Consider the following 17,547-nt stretch of genomic DNA (forward strand, 5'->3'; position numbering starts at 1 on the left):
GAGACAGAAGCACTATATCAAATTAAAAAATCAGCAACAAGTTCACGTTTTTAGGAACAATAGCTCTGACTGATTTCATAGTGCTTCAAAACAATTAATCCCTATTGAATAGGTTGCATTATTAGGGGCTGTTGATATTTGCGATTTCGACGTCCCGCGAACACGTCGCGGGTTGTTGGAAATAAATTGATGAATTGTCAACACATCCTAGTCTAAACCAATTTTTATTGTATTGCTTTCTTGTACCTCAGCAGGATGCAACTCGCTATTAAACGTAACTGTATTAAAAAACAAGTCTCTCGCTCCAACACCATAAACAGGTATCATCCTGACAGGTAAATCAGGATATTCTAAAGTCGTACAGTCAATCGCTGCGGCCTGTTTACTTCTTGGAGTTTCCTTTTCAGTAATGAAGTCATCCGGATTATCAGCCATTAATATCGGATCTGCCTTCATAGTTGCTACAAAAAATTGATCAATTAACTCATGAGTAATTTGAGCCATCAGAATATTGGTATTGCTTTGCATCTGTATGAAGTTGTTGTCTTTGCTATCTATTACCGGATCATTATGTTCAAGCGCATTTCTTAAAGCGATAAAACACGGTAAACGGACTGGCAATTGAGGATGTATCACTTCCAATGCCTCAAGACCATCGAGTTTATTCATGATACTGACTATCTGAGTTATTAAATAGGAGCAACTTAATAATACTTCGACATCAGACGTTATAAGAGACTTAACAACCTCGGCAGATGTAGTATCATCAAAATTAACACCTGAATCGATCAGAATTTTTCTTAGAAATTCAAACCGCGACTGCAAGGTATGCAACAACGATCGTACTGACATCTTTTCCGGTTTATGTAATTGGTCATAAGATGTAAAACCCAAAGCTCGGAGATGGGGATAATCATTTTGCATCACCGTTTTTTTGGTATTGAGCAATGCCTGTTCTTCTGCTTTTCTTTCTGCGGATTTTTGTTTTATAAAATTATTTTTAAGTTCAGTGTATTTTTTGGAGGCCGTTTTCAATGTTTTTTTAATTATTGCCTGTCTTACAGCAGGGGTCGAAAGATCTTTTGTTTCATCAAAGGACAATTGCTCCATTGGTATTTCTCCACGGAGCATACTGCATACTTTTTTATAATATTGAGAGTTCTTATTAATCGAATCTAAAAATTTTGTAAGAGTTTGATTTTCGAGCAATGGAACAGAAGGAACAAAGGTTTGGGGATTAAAGGGTACTGGTTGCTTATAATAATCCTTTACTCTATTCCAGTACGTTGTCATGGAGCCTTTCCATACTTTAAATGGAGACGTCACATCAGGTAAGGTGTTAAATTGCATTTGTCTGTTCTTTATCACCTGATATATTTTATCCCTTAAATGGTTCAATTCCTTATAAAGATCAATTATTTGTGCGTTATTATGTTCCAGTTCAAAGATATGAGCGAATGAATGCAGATCTTCAAGATGAGACAATCCATTTCTGATTTCATTAAGCAATTCAGCATCAACATAATCTATAGTGTCTAACTGATTCCCCCAACCTCTTCGAGTAAAGACTTCACCAACCATTTGTATCCGACGAATTAAAGCCAGTTTACTTTTTAAATTACCCACCAAACTGTCTTCTGTAGGTGTGAGCAATAACAAATGCACTAATGGGGATATTTCACAAGGTTGCGCACCATCAATATGATGCACATAGGTTTTTTGATCCATTGGGGCTGGAAGTAATGCGGTTAAACGAGCAAATTGATACGTATGTTTAAAATACCATAGTAGCGGTTTCAAATTAGGTAATTCTTCCAGAGGTTTGATACTGTTTAGTGGGTCAATCAGATTCGCTTGAACGGTAGTGAAAAAGTGATAAAGACGATGCAAATCTTCTTTAAGCAGATCCGGAATAACAACCTTAACCAGACAATTATCTATCATGAGTGATTTTTGAAACTCATTATATAACATTATTGAAGCATCGCTCTCCCCATGATTAACGGGATACATAAAAGGTACGGAACTGTCTTCTTCGGAATCGCGAAAAAAAGTACTACAAAACTCCAGGAAGTACCATGAATTAGCACCCCACGGTAAGAAATCCAATAAGGCTCCCCGTTTCTCTCTGGGAAGTTGATGAATGGTTTCAAAAATCATACGAAGTATAACTTGTGATTCATCCAAAAACACATCATCTTCAAGGTTGCCCAATACCTCCAGCGCATAATTGTCAATACTGGCTGAAATATTTTGAGGATTGAATTTATTTATCACAAATTTTGCAACATTGTTCCCAACATATTTGAATCTCTTTTGTATTGCCTCAGTTGTTGATCCTAGTAGTGACGCGTTTGCAAATGGGAAATGTTTGTTATCTGCAGAATAATATTTGAAGCTGAATCTCATTAATGAAAGAATCCATTCAATTTTTTTATTGTAATCAAAGTCTTTTATTTTTTGATGATTTCGTCGTAAATCATTGAACTCATTTTGATATTGTGGTGTACAATAAACATCCCTGAGCACTTGAACAGAAGGTTTTTTTAACTCCTCCAGCTCTTCAGGACTAAAATTTCTTGCTTCATAACAGATCAAGTTAATTTTCAGAGTTGCCCTGACTTCGTATACAGGATAACTGTCAGCCACCTTCTCAAAAATATAAACAGCTTCCGCATATTCTTTTTTAGCCAAATGAACAAGACCCTTGGTATACCAGGCAATATCGCTATCAGGAGAAAGTTTAAAGGCTTCTTGAAGTTTTGCTTCAGCCTTTTCATAACGTTTTTGATTTAGGAAACGTTCAGCTGCTTTAACTAATTTTTTTGCTTTATCTTTCATTGATAATTCCGAGCTCCAATTGAGTCATAATTAGACATAGAGGACATAAAATATCATAGTAGTTAAAATATTACAACAATAAAAACACGGTATATAGCGATATGATGAATGACAACCTTATAGAAATTGAAATTAAGTTGAATCAATGATCTTTTTTAAAAAGTGAGGTGCTATCAGGAGTAAATCTCTAGGCATTGAGAATAAGTTGATAACGTGTCAACACAGCCTAAAGTGAATTTAAAGAATGGTATACTAGTAAATCAATCACCGAACTAATGAACATCAGGTTGCCCTGATAGCAGCACGATAAGCCTGCAAATTCATTAACAACTCAGCCTCTGCATTTGATAAATGACAGCTGTTCACAATTTCCTCCTGGTTCCCACCCATTTCCAGTATACGTAACGCATGCTGATATCCTCCATCATTATCTCTGATGTTTTCCAGATTTTGTAATTGATTATCCATACTGATCAGCTGTTCGTTAATTTCTTTTAATTGTTTTGAGAACAATAAATCGGCATTAATCAATACAGGATGATCTCGAGATATCTGTTCTGAAGTTTTTTCCAAAACACCTAATTGTTCCTTAAGAGCTATGAGTTGTTTGCGTTGGTTTAATAAATAATGTCCAATAAACATCAAAATCAGAACATTTATACATAAAATAGCTGTGATCATTTCAATTCCTTTTTGTCCGTATCTTGTTGTTTCAGCGGCGCAGTCAGTAGTGGGGCTCCAAAACTGACATTATGCGTTTGCCCCATTTCAGGATTTATCAGCCTGTCGATTTTTCGATTCGCAGCGATTATTATATTAACTCTTCGATTTAAACTTCTACCCACTTCAGTCAAATTATCACTTATAGGGTATTGATCTCCATATCCAGTAACCAGGATACGCCCTGTATCAATTCCATAACCATTTAAAATTCTTCCGACTGTAGCCGCTCTGGTCGCCGAAAGCTCCCAATTGGATGGATATTGCGGCGTTTCGATCGGTACGTTATCAGTATACCCTTCAATCACAACAGGATATGGATAAGTCTTAATCTTTTCAGCTAATTGCATCAATTTAATTAATGCTTCCGGTTTTAATTCTGCTTCACCGGAGTCAAATAAAGAACCGGCTTTTATCTGTAGTTCTATCCATCCATCCTGTCGGTTAATTTTATAATTACCGTCCTCCAAAGTGGCCAAAGACTTACTTAACTCATCAAGTCCATCATTATAAGTACCTTTTGTTTTTTTTTCTTCGGGACCATCTTTCATTACATCAGTCGATTGAGTAGCCTTATTTTTATCTTTTTTATCAAATGCGGATTTCATCCCGTCAGACAAAGATTTATATTTTGAAATATTTACTGAAGAAATGGCGTACATCACCACAAAAAAGGCAAACAATAAAGTAATAAAATCCGCATAAGAAACCACCCATCTGTGGTTATCTACATGCTCTTCTGGTTTATTTCGTCTTGATTTCATGATGCTTGTGCCGCCCGAAATTGTTAAGTTTCAACTCCAACATATTAGGACTTTCGCCACTCGCTATTGCCACCAAACCTTCCAAAATCATCTCATCAAAATGCACCTTATGAGAAATACAACTTTTTAATTTATTTGCCATGGGAAGAAATATAAGATTGGCAAGCCCTACGCCGTAAATTGTAGCAACGAAAGCAACTGCGATTCCCAGACCAAGCTCACTGGGATCTGCCAGATTTCTCATGACCTGGATCAAACCAATTACGGCCCCAAGAATTCCTATTGTAGGACTATATCCCCCCATACTTTCAAATACATGCGCGGCACGTAAATCCTGATGTTCATTTCGCTCGATCTCAGTTTCCAAAACCTGTCTTATCGTTTGTTTATCAACACCTATAACCAATAACTCCAGGCCCTTACTAATCAAGGGATTTGTTTCAACGTCAAGATGATCCTCCAGAGATAACAATCCAAGCTGACGCGCTTTCCTTGCCATATCAATCAACAAGGATCTACATTCTTCAAAATCAAGTTTAGGAGGTTTGAATATCCAGGGTAAGACCCTAAATGCCCTTTTAAACGTAACCATTGGTGTTTGCACCATGACAGCACCAAGAGTTCCTCCCAAGACGATTAACAACGCGGACAAATTAAGTAAGGAGTTAATGTCTCCTCCTTCATGAATTTGGCCAATGATAATCGCCAGAAAACCAGTAAGTAAACCTATTAAAGTTAATGCATCCATTGTTATTCTTTATTCCGTTATCCGCGATTTGATGCGTAGGGTTGCCTGACTTAGAATTTGTGAAACTCGAGACTCACTAACGTCTAGAACCTCTCCAATTTCCTTCAAATTCAGATCCTGTTCATAATACAATGACAATACCATCCGTTCTTTATGAGGGAGTCCATCGATCACTTGAGTCAAACGATTCATTAAATCTTTATGCATGATATTAATATGTGGCTCAGTGGACTCCCCAGCGCCTTCACTATGCAAAATGTCATCCGTTACACCCAAATCATCAAATCCATATAAATGACTACTCGCAGAATCCTGCAACATGTCATGGTATTCGTTTATGGGTAAACCCAATTCTTCTGCTATCTCTGAATCCTTGGCCTCACGCCCATGTCGGTGCTCAAGACTTCGTACTGCTTCAGATATCATTCTTGAATTACGATATACTGAACGCGGCACCCAGTCATTTCGTCGTACTTCATCAAGCATATGCCCTCTGATTCGAATTCCGGCATAAGTTTCGAATGAAGCGCCTTTTGTTGAATCATAATGTCTTGCAGCCTCAAGTAAGCCAAGCATCCCGGCCTGGATTAAATCATCTAGTTGCACACTATGTGGTAATCGTCCAAGCAAATGATGAGCTATTCGTTTCACCAAAATCGCATGACTTTTTACCAGTGTTTCCTGGGTTTGTTGATTTACTTTGCTGTATGCAGCTAAAGCATCCACGACACTCTCCTTACAATAACAGCACAAGATAATTAAAACTATGAGAATCTAAAACAAAACCACTAACACTAACTTAAGTATAGTGAATAATTTAAAAATCACCTGCTACTAATCGTTCTAAAAAAAAGCTCGTATTTCCTCCCAATGCAGGCTTATATGTCCAATTACTTACTGCATCAGCTAACTCCCTTAATGCTTCAGCGGCTTCCGAATCAGGATAAGCAGTGAGAACCGGTTTTTGCATTTTTACAGCCTTGTGTATATGCTCATCAAAAGGTATCGCTCCTAAATAGTCTAGATGAACATCAAGGAATTGCTCGGAAACTCTGAATAATTTATTAAATAATTCACGACCGTCTTTTATATTTCTCACCATATTTGCCAAAATATGAAAATGCGTCCATTCATAACGTTTGCTCATTACTTTAATTAAAGCATAGGCATCCGTTAAGGATGTAGGTTCGTCGCAAACGACAACGATCAGTTCTTGTGACGACCGGGTAAAACTTAATACTGTGTCGGATATTCCTGCAGCAGTATCAATAATCATGTAATCCAAATCATCTGTTAGTTCATTAAATGAATCGATTATTCCAGCATGTTCTGCCTGAGTAAGCTGCGTCATAAATTCGGTTCCTGATGCGGAAGGAATGACACTGATTCCATTGGGGCCTTGCAGAATTATATCACTGAGGTGACATACGCCCTGAATGACATGCGATAAGTTATATTTAGTATGTAAACCCAACATGATATCAACATTGGCCAATCCAAGATCTGCATCAAGCAGCATCACATTTTTGTTCAATTGAGCCAAAGCTACTGCCAAATTTACCGACACATTACTTTTACCGACACCACCTTTTCCAGCACTGACCGCAATGACAGTTACAGGCTTGGTTCGAGATAAATTTCTCAGACCAGAAGCTTGATCCTTGATGCTTTTGCTATGCTTCGACATAATGCTCTCTCCCAACACGCGACCGTTCCTCTCTAAAACCTTTATCACTCTGGAACAGTTGAATTTCCTGTTGAGCAAATAGCTCAACAAGTTGATGTCGTGTAGCCATTTTTATGTCTTCTGGAACGCGCTGTCCATGTGTCAAATAGCTTACACCTAACCTCGACTCTATGACGGCACTTAATGCACCCCCTACAGCAAGAGACTCATCTAACTTTGTTAGAATACATTGATCGACTTTATTTGCCTGATAACGTTTAATAGCATCTATCAGTACCTGATAATGGCTTGTAGCAGGAAGCACCAGAACTTTAGAAATGGATTGAAGATAGGTACTTAAGACATGCATTTGTCGTGCAACACGTTCATCGGCAGGATTCATTCCTGCCGTATCGATCAAAATCAGTTTTTTATCACTTAATTGACGCAATACCCTGGTTAAAGACACTTCATCCTGTGCGACGCATACTTTAACGCCAAGAATCTTTCCATAAAGAACCAGTTGTTCCTGAGCGGCAATTCTATAAGTATCCATAGTAACCAGGCCCAGTTTATCAGCGCCAAATCGCAAACTAAAACGTGCCGCAATTTTGGCAAGCGTAGTTGTTTTACCGACACCAGTTGGTCCAACAAATGCATAAACCCCGCCTTCTTCGATTCTGTTCGTATCACGTATCGGTATTTGTTCTGTGACTTGAGCTAATATAGATTGCCAGGCGCGTTGTTCATTAAGGTCAGATCGTACAGATCTCGCCCACAGAGCAGCAGTCGTATGACTCACCCCCAAATACAGGAGCTTTTGCAGCAGTACGGTGTGAAGGGGATCTCCTCCTCCCACAGTACCTCTTAGTTGCGCTTCAAGCATGCCTCTCAGGGTTAAAATTTCCTGTTTCATATCATCGAGAGGGGTGTGTACTCCATATCGATCAATTTGACTCGCAGGTTCAGCGGCAGCAACTGCTGCATTAGGAGTTAATATGGATTCATCATAATCCATGGCTGCAACAATCTCTACACCACCTTCAACATGATGACTGGACAAAATAACGGCATCAGGACCAAAAGTTGCCTTGATTTGTTGCATCGCACTTCGCGTATCCGCTGCGACAAAACGTTTTAATTTCATAAAGCCTCCTGCTTCTGAAACCTACTTACATTAACTATGTCTAACCTACTGTACCTATAATTCTTATTTGTTTGTTATCAGGAATTTCCTGATAGGATAATACATGGAAGTCATTGGATATGTTACGCACAAATCGTGCCAACACACTCCTTATGCCTGGCTGAACCACTAATACTGAACTTTCTTGTTTTGCTTGTTGTTGTAACGCAAACTGAGACAAGGATTGTTGTATTCTGTCCGCCATTCCAGGCTCAAAACTCACTCCACCGACTCCACTGTTTTGTATTGTATTCTGCAATAATTGTTCCAACTCTGGTTTTAAGGTAATAATCGGCAGTTCTTCGTTTAACCCACTGATTTTTTGAGTGATTAATCTGGACAGTGCTATCCGAACCTGACTGATTAAAAATTCAGTATCTTTTGATTTTGGCGCATTTTCCGCCAAAGTTTCGACTATAGTTCGAATATCAGTTAATGGAATATGCTCCAATAACAGACCTTGAAGTACTTTGCTGACCATTCCTAAAGAAAGACCGTCAGGTACCAGTTCTTTAACCAGTTTAGGGGAGCTTACTGCCAGTTTATCCAAAAGTTGCTGCGTTTCTTCATATCCAAGCAATTGCTGGCTGTTCAGATCCAGGATATGGCTCAAATGCGTTGCTACTACAGTAGAAGCATCGACAACGGTATAACCAAGTGTATGAGCATGCTCTTTTTGACTTTCATTAATCCATACGGCTTCCATGCCAAAGGCGGGATCCCTCCCTTGTATTCCTTCAAGTTCACCAAAAACCTGACCAGGATTTATAGCCATCCATCGATCAGGGTGGATGGCGGCCTCGCCCATCACAACACCGGCCAGACTAAGACGATAATGGTTCGGTTTCAAATCAAGATTATCACGAATATGAACAGAGGGGATTAAGAAACCTAACTCCTGCGAAATCTTCTTACGGACACCTTTTATTCGAGAAAGTAACACTCCACCTTGAGCACTATCTACCAGAGGAATTAGCCGATAACCCACTTCAAGACTGATCACATCGACCGGATTTACATCATCCCATGATAACTCGCTCACACCAGCTTCTTTAACCTGACTCAGATCAACCTGACTGTCTGCCTGAGCTTTGCTCTGTTCTTTCGCCTGATTTATAAATAAATAAGCAATACCAGCCAAGCCTGCCGCTAATATGAGAAATGCCACATGAGGCATGCCGGGAATAATTCCTATCAAACCTATAATCGAAGAAGCAATTATAAGGGAGCGTGGATTAGCAAAAATTTGGGAAAGCACGGCTTGTCCCATGTTCTGAGCGCTGGATACACGTGTAACAATGATAGCGGCAGCTGTAGATAAAACCAAAGAAGGGACCTGAGCGACCAAACCATCACCAATAGTCAATAAAATATAATTATGTAACGCATCAGTAAAACTCATCCCATGTTGAACTATTCCAATAATCAAACCACCCACAATATTAATGACCAAGACCAATATCCCGGCTACTGCATCACCGCGTACGAATTTACTGGCACCATCCATTGAACCATAAAAATCGGCTTCCTGAGCAACATCAGTTCTACGCTTGATAGCCTGTTCCTGATTAATCAATCCGGCATTAAGATCCGCATCAATTGCCATCTGTTTTCCGGGTAATGAATCCAAAGTAAAACGAGCACTGACTTCGGACACTCTTCCTGCGCCCTTCGTTACAACGACAAAATTAATAACGACCAATATGATGAAAACCACCAGACCAACAGTATAATTTCCCCCTATAACGACTTCTCCAAACGATTGAATCACCTGCCCTGCAGCATCGGTCCCATTATGACCATTAAGCAATACCACCCGAGTTGAAGCCACATTCAATGCCAACCGTAATAGAGTAGCCAGTAAAATAACCGTCGGAAAAACTGCAAAATCAAGTGGTCGTTCGCTGTAGATTACGGCTAACAAAACAACGAGTGATAAAGCAATATTAAAAGTAAAAAATATATCCAATATAAAAGGAGGCAAAGGTAACATCATCATGCTGAGCATAATGATGAGCATTAAGGGTGTACCCAGGCCTTGACGCATCCAATAATGCAAGTAATTAAGCGCTTTATTCATTAAATATCCTCCTCTGCTTCACGAACCAACTCAGGTGGGATTGGGACATTTTGCAAGATTTCAGGTTTATAATCATAATGTTGTCTGTCTTTTAACTGAAACACATAAGCAAGAACCTGTGCTACAGCAACATATAATCCGCGTGGAATTTCTGAATTTAATTTGGTCGAAAAATAAATGGCTCTCGCCAGTGATGGGACTGCAATAATAGGAACACGATGAGACTTGGCCACCTTGCTAATCTGAAAGGCAATCAAATCCTTACCTTTAGCTACAACAACGGGAGCTTTGTTTCCCTTTTTTTTATACGATATTGCTACAGCGTAATGAGTCGGGTTCGTTAAAATCACATCCGCCTTGGGAACTTCATTCATCATCCGGCGTCTGGCTATTTCGTGTTGCGCCCTTCTAATTGCGCTCTTTATTTCCGGTTTACCTTCGGTTTCCTTATATTCATCCTTTAATTCCTGCTTTGTCATTTTCATTGCTTTACTGTGTTCATACAATTGAAAAGGCACATCTACAGCAGCAATTAAAATTAAACTTGCCGAGATCAACACAAATGACTTAATTATGATAAAAGCCCCGGTTCCGATTGCGGTTTCAACGGATGCATTGCCTAAGGCCAATAATGCAGGTATTTGAGTTTTTAACACCAATATTGCAAAAGAAGCCACTAAAATGAACTTGAAAAAAGACTTAAGCATCTCGACTAAGCCCTTAAGAGAAACCATTCGCTTAAGACCTTTTAATCCATTCAATCGAGAAAATTTAGGTTGTAAGGCTTGACCACTAAAAACCCATCCCCCCATAAGTAAGGGAGCCCCTAAGGACAACAGAAAAATCACTACTAAAATGGGGACTAATGACCACAGTCCGGATTTTGCCAATAAATAGAGTCGTTCAAATGCAACTGTTGGAGTTAGAAGTATCTGAGCATCAAATTCAAAAGCCTGCCGCATCATATCAATCAGTTGATAGGACAGTTGTTTTCCAAAAATCAGAAAACCAACTCCGGTACATAAAAGTATTACCGTTGCATTAAAGTCTTTAGAACGAGCAACCTGCCCTTTTTCTCTCGATTCTTTGAGACGTTTAGCCGAGGGCTGTTCTGTTTTTTCCTGAGCCTGTTCTTCTTCTGCCATCAGTGCAGCATCCCTGTAATAAAGTGCATTCCATGTTGAATACTCTCAATCATTTGTGTTCCAACAGTAGATAACCCAATCTTAATCACCACAAAGCCCATTAACAAAGTTATGGGAAATCCTAATGAAAAAATATTGAGCTGTGGTGCAACCCGAGTCATGATTCCAAATGACAGACTGACTATTAATAAAGACAAAATAGCGGGAATCGAAATTAATACAGCTTCTTTAAACATCCAACCAGAAAACAGGATAACATTCCATACCATAGTGTTGTCCTGGGGAATCTGTCCTATTGGCATCATTCTGAAACTTTCCAATAGTGCATCGAGTAATGCCAAATGACCATTTAACGCCAAAAATATCAAAGTCATCATTATAAGATAAAATTGACTGATTAATGGTACGCTCGCTTTACTTGCTGGATCGACCATTATGGCGAATCCCAATCCCGCCTGCATCGAAATAATTTGACCTCCCAGCACAAATACTTGAAAAACAAGCTGAAGAACAAACCCCATTAACATTCCTAAAAATAATTCCTGCAGGATATAAACCAAATAAAGGCCATTAAAATGAAGAAAGGATAATTGTTCGGGAACGAAGGAAGCACAAGTCCAACATAAAGCACAAAGAAAAAATATTTTAATTCTTGGAGGCAATAATCCCGAAGAAAAGACTGGAACAGTAAGCATCAAACCGCCAATACGCCCAATTGGCCAAATGACCTGGCTAAACAGACGAATCATTGATTGATAATCCAGATTCATTTCTAATCCCTTAAACTCTGTAATGTAATCGTCTGTTCAGCACACATAACCCTGCTTTTACTCTGAACAGTTTTATCCAATTAAAAAAGGAATATTGGTAATTAAAGAATCTGTATAATTTACTAAAGTCTTTAATAACCAGGGTCCAGCAAACACCAATACCAGAAAAGTAACAAATAATTTCGGAATAAAACTTAAACTGGATTCATTGATTTGAGTTGCCGCCTGAAACATAGCCACCACCAATCCAACAACTAACCCGGGCAAGACCAGAACACTTAACAACAACAAAATGACATAAACGCTTTCGCTCATAAGCGAAACGACAGTTTCCGGTGTCATACCATCTCCTAGGTCATGGCAAAACTTGAAGCCAGGGAGCCCAATACCAAAGTCCAGCCATCCACCATCACAAACAACATGATTTTAAATGGTAAAGAAATGATTAAAGGGGATAGCATCATCATACCCATAGCCATTAATAAACTCGATACAACCAAGTCAATAATCAAAAAAGGTAAAAACAAAATAAAACCGATTTGAAAAGCTGTTTTCAGCTCGCTGGTAATAAAAGCCGGAATAACAACACTCATCGGTATTTCATCCAGAGTAGCCGGATTGTTACCTGCAAACTTTTCAAATAATGACAAATCATTTTTTCTTGTTTGATTGAGCATGAATTCGCGAAGAGGTTTTTGGGCATTAGTCAATGCTTCGGGAAATTGCATTTTTTCAGCCATATAAGGCTGTATTGCCTGCTCATTAATTGTATTAAATACTGGAGACATTACAAAATACGTCATAAATAAAGCGATGCCTATCAATATTTGATTGGTTGGCGTCTGCGCCATACCTATAGCTTGTCTTAAAATAGACAAAACAATGATAATTCGTGTAAAAGCAGTCATTGCCATTAAGAGTCCAGGCAAGACACTCAGTACCGTCATAAAAATAAGAATTTGCAGATTCACGCTGTACGATTGCGCCCCATTTACTCCTGAATTTACCGTTACAGCAGGTAATGAGAGAGGATCAGCGCAGACGATCATCGGAACCAAACAAAAAAACAAGGTAATAAAAATTGAGTACTGTTTTTTCATTTTGATTTTCCGACAGCAGATTTAAGAAGATCGGCAAAAGTTGATTTATTATCCGGATCAAAGCCTGAAGGTAACTGCTCCCCAAAATCATATAACAGAGTTACGGAACTGGAGCCCACGCCCATTAATAGATACCGTACACCGACCTTAAGTAATATAACTCGCTCTTTTGGCCCAAGAGTCAGACTCGCCAAGGATTGAAAGCCTTTTGAAGAGGAGAAATTAGCTCCTTGCAAACGCCTTATAATCCACGAAAGCAGGATTATCACCAGTAATACAAGCAATAATCCTGAAATCACTCGCGTCAATTCGCCTTGAGAAATCATATTGGAAGTATCTGTCGGAACAGCATAAGCCATAGTACTAACCAGACAGAACGTTACTATTAAAAGAGAGTATGCTTTTTTTATCATTTGAGACGCTTAATCCGTTCTGCTTTGCTGACTATGTCAGTTAATCTAACCCCAAACTTATCATTTACTACGACCACTTCACCATGAGCGACTAAAGTTCCATTCACTAATACATCCAGTGGATCACCTGCCAATCGATCGAGGGCAACAATACCCCCCTGGTTTAACTGGAGTAAATTACGAATAGTCATTTTAGTCCGACCTATTTCAACAGTCACCGATACCGGTATATCTAATATCAACTCCATTTTTTCATTATCTGCATCCTGAGCCCCATTAGAAGCTTGTTGTGCTTGATCATTTGCTGTTACTTTGGCTTGAGTCATTCATATCCCCTAATAACTAATATTTTTTATTATTTTTAATGCTCGTTTGTCATTAGTGCTTCCTAAAGTCGCAGTGAAACTTGGTGTACCCTCTATGTCCAGAGTAACAATTTCGCTCATCTCCAAAGGTACAAAATCACCGACTTGCCATGACATAACCTTACCCAGAGTACTAACGGTCTCAGCCATTGCAGCACTGACCGTTAACTCAACATCCATCAACTCTTCTTTTAGCGATTTAATCCAGTCAGGATCGATTTCATCATCAGGCCGAGAAGCCCCCAACTCCAGTTGCTGTTTAATGGGCTCAACCATTGAATAGGGTAAAATAAAATAGAATGTACCGGTTTCCTTACCGAAATTTAGAATAAACCTCGCAACCAGCAGCATTTCATCGGGTTCAGCTATATTAACCAACTGTGGGTTGGTTTCATCATTAAACTTCATAATATCGAGTTGAATTATGGGTTCCCAGGCATGAACCAAATTTGAAATCAACTTTTTAGTTACCACTTCCATAACCCGCAATTCCGTAGCAGTAAAATCGGTTTTATCTTTTTGTGCATAGAACTGTGAGCTTCCACCAAAATAATAATCAACCAAATCGTACACAAAGGTACTGTCAAATAAGATAATTCCCTTACCACGCAAGGGTTTAAATTTATAGATGCTCATTAAACTGGGATTGGGTAATCCTCCCATGAAATCCCGATGTTTTACGATTAAAAGCGGCTCCTGTTTTATCTCAAAATCTTTAGCTGTCAGCTGGTAGATATCGGTAGCAAACATACGTACCGCTCTGTCATAAATTTTATCCAATACAGGTAATTGGCCCTTAGCTATACGTTCCTGTCCAGTAAAATTTAATGTTTTCACTCCTTCGTCAACTGGAGTATCTATAGGTTCTTCTGATTGGATAGTGTGTTCAGCGGTATTAACAGGTTTTTTTTTGGATGAGCGTTTTACCGCCGAATTTTGAGCTTCAGGCTCCTGAGACGCTTCTTCAGAGCTGTCATCAACTGACTCAAGCAGAGCATCTATCTCTTCTTGTGATAAAACATCTTTCTCAGCCATAATCAATCCATTCGAATTCGACAGTAGTATCTGTACTTTTAGCTCAAGTACGATTTAAGTAGTTCCACCTTTTAGTTATGCAAAGTACATGCCATCATAAATTATGATGTGAAATCAATATCCTACATAATAAAGAAGTACATTCTCAATAACCCCGAAATGCCTAAATCCTGAACGCAGTGCAGTTGATCTCCCATTACTGGCACAACGCCACACTCAGGAGATCCCTCCATTACATTCGGGATGACGTTTCCAACTCCGGCAATTTCGTCATCCTGAACGCAGTGAAGGATCTCCCAATTCAGGCACAGCACCACGTTCAGGAGATTCCTCGTTTCAATCGGGATGACGGTTAAGTTTCGTCATCCTGAACGCAGTGAAGGATCTCCCAATTCAGGCACAGCACCACGTTCAGTAGATCCCTCGTTTCAATCGGGATGACATTTTCGATATTTATTAATAAGTTAGGTAATGAACATCTAATTTGGCATAACAAAATCTACTCTGTCAATGAATTGACGTAAATATAAAACAGATCAGGATATTCGCTGAATATAAAGAGTCAGTGAATTGTAAGATCATTACTCAAATCAAGTGCACTAAAACTGAATTCCAAAACAGATTTCTTTACCATCAACAACATTAAAAAAGAATTACATTAAATTAACCTGAGTTCCTAATCCCTTTGCCAATGCGTTAACATAAACGGCATGCGCGATACTGACATCCTGTATAGCGAGTCCTACAGATTTAAATACCGTAGTACGAGAATTCATTTGATGTTCTTTACCGCTCACTACAGCCCCCAGCTCCACTATATCGCTGAGTTGAATACAGTCTTCCTGTAATGCAAAAACCACCTCGCCAGCCTCTTTAAGCGCTGCGTCCATTTGATCGACAATGACGATGGAGTTAGCCAGCACATCATTGGCTATTTCACGCATCTCAGGTGTATGAGAACCAACGGCATTAATATGAACTTGTTTCTTTAAATGAGACCAATAGAGTAATGGCTCAGTACTTGACGTAGCAGTGCAGATTATATCAGCCTCACTCACCGCATCCTGAAGTTGTTCATAGCACGTCACTTCAAAGCGTGATTTTATTTTTTGGGCAAAACTTAAGGCATTTTCAAAATTACGTGACCATATAGAGACCCTTTTAATGGTTCGCACACAAGAAACCGCTTCCAATTGAGTCATTGCCTGCACACCACTGCCAATAATGGCAACATGTCTGGCATCAGGTCGAGCCAAATATTGTGTCGCCAGCCCACAAACAGCTCCCGTTCTTAATGCAGTCAAATATCCTGCTTCCATAATAGCTTGCGGTTCTCCTGTCTGTTCATTCATAACCAGTAATGCGCCTGTGATCACCGGTTTATCTCGCTCTCTATTTTTAGGAAATACCGAGACCACTTTTAATCCCAAGGCATTTTGCTGGCTTAAATATGCGGGCATAGTTAACATTAAGGCATGCTCTTTATCCACGGAAATGCCAGTTCTTAAAGGAGTTAACGCTTTATTCTCATGATATTCTTTAAAAGCAGACTCCATTATCTTTATTGCCTGTTCCATATTAATGGATTGTTGAATCTCATTTTGCGCCAAAACCATCAAGCTCATCAGTTCACTCCTAATAATTGATGTTTAAAAATCACAAACAGTTTCTTCATTCTGAACCAATTAAGACATAGTGAGTTCAGTTGAGGATTCCAGTTCAGGTGATACAAGATCAGCAGAACTGGAAGATTTAACCTGATGATTTGTATTCACGCTATTTAAAAAGGAGTCCTCATTAAGAGAATCGGCCATGGGTGATAAATTAAAAGGTCTTGATGCTTTAACGTTTTGTTTCACTGGCTCAGATGTTAAGCTGGGTTCATTTTGCTTGTCAAAAATGAACGAGCCAAGAGCGGAAACAGCCTGTTCAGCAAGACTCTCGCTCATCTTTTTTATTGAATTGATACCACTAATCTGTTCTATTGAATGGTCAATACGCTCAACACTTTGCTGCAATTTGCCCATAAGAACCATCAGAGGATCTTCGTTATTTTTATCATTGGAAGTATCTTCACCATCAAGATCCAGTGATTTTCTTTTTCTGGGCTCATTCTGTTCGGAGGGCATAATTTTCTTTTTGTTTGAATTTGTTTTATTAAAAACGGGTTTATCTGTTGACATTGAGAGCACCTCTTTTTGTTTTACTTCAATAATTTAATTGGTTTAATAATTTCAAAAATCACAAAAGGTTTTTTTACCGAATATTAAGGTTTTTCGTAAGCCTTGTTCTTGATAAAAAAGAATAATATTCATGCAATACTACCAAAGAACATAGGAAATGATAGGATATTTCAGGATAATTTACTGATATTTTGCAAAGAAGCTTTTTGCGTCAACCCATTATATCTATTCATTGTTTGCGTCCTGACATTTCTGTTGTGCCAATTTTCCACAATTGTCTTCGCAATCAATATCATCAGAAGTTAAGCACGCATTATCAATGCAATTTTGGGTGGCCTCATCAACACAGCTCAATTGATCCAGATCCTGGGTTCCTTCCACTTCAGATGGAATATCTGCAGCACTCACCATTACAGAAAAAAGTACAAGAAATACTGCAATCAACCAAGAGCTTAAATCATTCATAATTTATCCTTAACCGTAGGTTTCTAAATAAATTATAGCCAAAAAATTATCCATTGATCGGGTTTC

The 17,547-nt window shown here is 38.8% G+C and carries 18 protein-coding genes; all 18 read right to left on the reverse strand.

Annotated elements, in window-relative coordinates; genetic code table 11:
• Window positions 1–207 precede the first annotated feature (207 nt).
• The 18 genes from Lqua_RS07080 to Lqua_RS07170 all read right to left on the reverse strand — a co-directional run bounded on the left by Lqua_RS07080 (window position 208) and on the right by Lqua_RS07170 (window position 17,481).
• Window positions 208–2,841, reverse strand: coding sequence for a tetratricopeptide repeat protein (locus Lqua_RS07080; protein ID WP_058473569.1), 2,634 nt, complete (start codon window positions 2,839–2,841; stop codon window positions 208–210).
• A 282-nt stretch (window positions 2,842–3,123) separates the two neighbouring features.
• The gene (locus Lqua_RS07085) at window positions 3,124–3,522 is read right to left on the reverse strand and encodes a DUF2802 domain-containing protein (RefSeq protein WP_058473570.1); all 399 of its coding nucleotides are present in this window, start codon (window positions 3,520–3,522) and stop codon (window positions 3,124–3,126) included.
• Window positions 3,519–4,325: a flagellar motor protein MotB gene (locus Lqua_RS07090; RefSeq protein ID WP_058473571.1), complete on the reverse strand. Its 807-nt coding sequence runs from the start codon at window positions 4,323–4,325 to the stop codon at window positions 3,519–3,521. The genes Lqua_RS07085 and Lqua_RS07090 overlap by 4 nt, the downstream gene beginning before the upstream one ends.
• Window positions 4,306–5,073 carry a flagellar motor protein gene (locus Lqua_RS07095; RefSeq protein WP_058473572.1) on the reverse strand — a complete coding sequence of 256 codons (768 nt, stop codon included), beginning with the start codon at window positions 5,071–5,073 and terminating at the stop codon, window positions 4,306–4,308. Before Lqua_RS07095 ends, Lqua_RS07090 begins: the two co-directional genes overlap by 20 nt.
• A 9-nt stretch (window positions 5,074–5,082) precedes the next feature.
• Window positions 5,083–5,799 carry an RNA polymerase sigma factor FliA gene (locus Lqua_RS07100; protein WP_058473573.1) on the reverse strand — a complete coding sequence of 239 codons (717 nt, stop codon included), beginning with the start codon at window positions 5,797–5,799 and terminating at the stop codon, window positions 5,083–5,085.
• Between the two features lie 91 nt (window positions 5,800–5,890).
• Complete coding sequence (locus Lqua_RS07105; RefSeq protein WP_058473574.1) at window positions 5,891–6,760, reverse strand: MinD/ParA family protein; 870 nt, start codon at window positions 6,758–6,760, stop codon at window positions 5,891–5,893.
• Window positions 6,747–7,886, reverse strand: a complete 1,140-nt coding sequence (gene flhF / locus Lqua_RS07110; protein ID WP_058473575.1) for a flagellar biosynthesis GTPase FlhF — start codon at window positions 7,884–7,886, stop codon at window positions 6,747–6,749. Before flhF ends, Lqua_RS07105 begins: the two co-directional genes overlap by 14 nt.
• A gap of 40 nt (window positions 7,887–7,926) precedes the next feature.
• A complete protein-coding gene (gene flhA, locus Lqua_RS07115; protein WP_058473576.1) occupies window positions 7,927–10,005 on the reverse strand; it encodes a flagellar biosynthesis protein FlhA in 2,079 nt (692 codons plus the stop codon).
• Window positions 10,005–11,150, reverse strand: a complete 1,146-nt coding sequence (flhB, locus tag Lqua_RS07120) for a flagellar biosynthesis protein FlhB (protein ID WP_058473577.1) — start codon at window positions 11,148–11,150, stop codon at window positions 10,005–10,007. Before flhB ends, flhA begins: the two co-directional genes overlap by 1 nt.
• On the reverse strand, window positions 11,150–11,920 hold the full coding sequence (gene fliR, locus Lqua_RS07125) for a flagellar biosynthetic protein FliR (RefSeq protein ID WP_058473578.1): 771 nt from the start codon (window positions 11,918–11,920) through the stop codon (window positions 11,150–11,152). Before fliR ends, flhB begins: the two co-directional genes overlap by 1 nt.
• A 72-nt stretch (window positions 11,921–11,992) precedes the next feature.
• Window positions 11,993–12,262, reverse strand: coding sequence for a flagellar biosynthesis protein FliQ (gene fliQ / locus Lqua_RS07130; RefSeq protein ID WP_058473579.1), 270 nt, complete (start codon window positions 12,260–12,262; stop codon window positions 11,993–11,995).
• 8 nt (window positions 12,263–12,270) lie between these two features.
• On the reverse strand, window positions 12,271–12,969 hold the full coding sequence (fliP, locus tag Lqua_RS07135) for a flagellar type III secretion system pore protein FliP (RefSeq protein WP_420798056.1): 699 nt from the start codon (window positions 12,967–12,969) through the stop codon (window positions 12,271–12,273).
• A gap of 47 nt (window positions 12,970–13,016) precedes the next feature.
• Window positions 13,017–13,379 (reverse strand): flagellar biosynthetic protein FliO, encoded by a 363-nt coding sequence (fliO, locus tag Lqua_RS07140; RefSeq protein ID WP_058473581.1) that lies wholly within the window; start codon window positions 13,377–13,379, stop codon window positions 13,017–13,019.
• Window positions 13,380–13,429: 50 nt separating this feature from the next.
• Entirely contained in the window at window positions 13,430–13,759 is a 330-nt protein-coding gene (gene fliN, locus Lqua_RS07145; RefSeq protein WP_058473582.1) for a flagellar motor switch protein FliN, read from the reverse strand.
• A 9-nt stretch (window positions 13,760–13,768) separates the two neighbouring features.
• On the reverse strand, window positions 13,769–14,833 hold the full coding sequence (locus tag Lqua_RS07150) for a flagellar motor switch protein FliM (RefSeq protein ID WP_058473583.1): 1,065 nt from the start codon (window positions 14,831–14,833) through the stop codon (window positions 13,769–13,771).
• Between the two features lie 653 nt (window positions 14,834–15,486).
• Window positions 15,487–16,458 carry an ornithine cyclodeaminase family protein gene (locus Lqua_RS07160; RefSeq protein WP_058473585.1) on the reverse strand — a complete coding sequence of 324 codons (972 nt, stop codon included), beginning with the start codon at window positions 16,456–16,458 and terminating at the stop codon, window positions 15,487–15,489.
• A 60-nt stretch (window positions 16,459–16,518) separates the two neighbouring features.
• Window positions 16,519–17,016 carry a hypothetical protein gene (locus tag Lqua_RS07165; RefSeq protein WP_058473586.1) on the reverse strand — a complete coding sequence of 166 codons (498 nt, stop codon included), beginning with the start codon at window positions 17,014–17,016 and terminating at the stop codon, window positions 16,519–16,521.
• A 225-nt stretch (window positions 17,017–17,241) separates the two neighbouring features.
• Window positions 17,242–17,481 (reverse strand): hypothetical protein, encoded by a 240-nt coding sequence (locus tag Lqua_RS07170; protein WP_058473587.1) that lies wholly within the window; start codon window positions 17,479–17,481, stop codon window positions 17,242–17,244.
• Between the last annotated feature and the right edge of the window lie 66 nt (window positions 17,482–17,547).

The sequence above is a fragment of the Legionella quateirensis genome, assembly GCF_001467955.1.
Lineage (GTDB): Bacteria > Pseudomonadota > Gammaproteobacteria > Legionellales > Legionellaceae > Legionella > Legionella quateirensis.

Coding starts and splice junctions, on each gene's coding strand:
- Lqua_RS07085 (WP_058473570.1), bottom strand. CDS start 3,522: ATGATCACAGCTATTTTATGTATAAATGTTCTGATTTTGATGTTTATT.
- fliQ (WP_058473579.1), bottom strand. CDS start 12,262: ATGACACCGGAAACTGTCGTTTCGCTTATGAGCGAAAGCGTTTATGTC.
- fliN (WP_058473582.1), bottom strand. CDS start 13,759: ATGACTCAAGCCAAAGTAACAGCAAATGATCAAGCACAACAAGCTTCT.
- Lqua_RS07105 (WP_058473574.1), bottom strand. CDS start 6,760: ATGTCGAAGCATAGCAAAAGCATCAAGGATCAAGCTTCTGGTCTGAGA.
- flhF (WP_058473575.1), bottom strand. CDS start 7,886: ATGAAATTAAAACGTTTTGTCGCAGCGGATACGCGAAGTGCGATGCAA.
- Lqua_RS07090 (WP_058473571.1), bottom strand. CDS start 4,325: ATGAAATCAAGACGAAATAAACCAGAAGAGCATGTAGATAACCACAGA.
- flhB (WP_058473577.1), bottom strand. CDS start 11,150: ATGGCAGAAGAAGAACAGGCTCAGGAAAAAACAGAACAGCCCTCGGCT.
- fliR (WP_058473578.1), bottom strand. CDS start 11,920: ATGAATCTGGATTATCAATCAATGATTCGTCTGTTTAGCCAGGTCATT.
- Lqua_RS07160 (WP_058473585.1), bottom strand. CDS start 16,458: ATGAGCTTGATGGTTTTGGCGCAAAATGAGATTCAACAATCCATTAAT.
- Lqua_RS07170 (WP_058473587.1), bottom strand. CDS start 17,481: ATGAATGATTTAAGCTCTTGGTTGATTGCAGTATTTCTTGTACTTTTT.
- fliO (WP_058473581.1), bottom strand. CDS start 13,379: ATGGCTTATGCTGTTCCGACAGATACTTCCAATATGATTTCTCAAGGC.
- Lqua_RS07150 (WP_058473583.1), bottom strand. CDS start 14,833: ATGGCTGAGAAAGATGTTTTATCACAAGAAGAGATAGATGCTCTGCTT.
- Lqua_RS07095 (WP_058473572.1), bottom strand. CDS start 5,073: ATGGATGCATTAACTTTAATAGGTTTACTTACTGGTTTTCTGGCGATT.
- flhA (WP_058473576.1), bottom strand. CDS start 10,005: ATGAATAAAGCGCTTAATTACTTGCATTATTGGATGCGTCAAGGCCTG.
- fliP (WP_420798056.1), bottom strand. CDS start 12,969: ATGATCGTCTGCGCTGATCCTCTCTCATTACCTGCTGTAACGGTAAAT.
- Lqua_RS07080 (WP_058473569.1), bottom strand. CDS start 2,841: ATGAAAGATAAAGCAAAAAAATTAGTTAAAGCAGCTGAACGTTTCCTA.
- Lqua_RS07165 (WP_058473586.1), bottom strand. CDS start 17,016: ATGTCAACAGATAAACCCGTTTTTAATAAAACAAATTCAAACAAAAAG.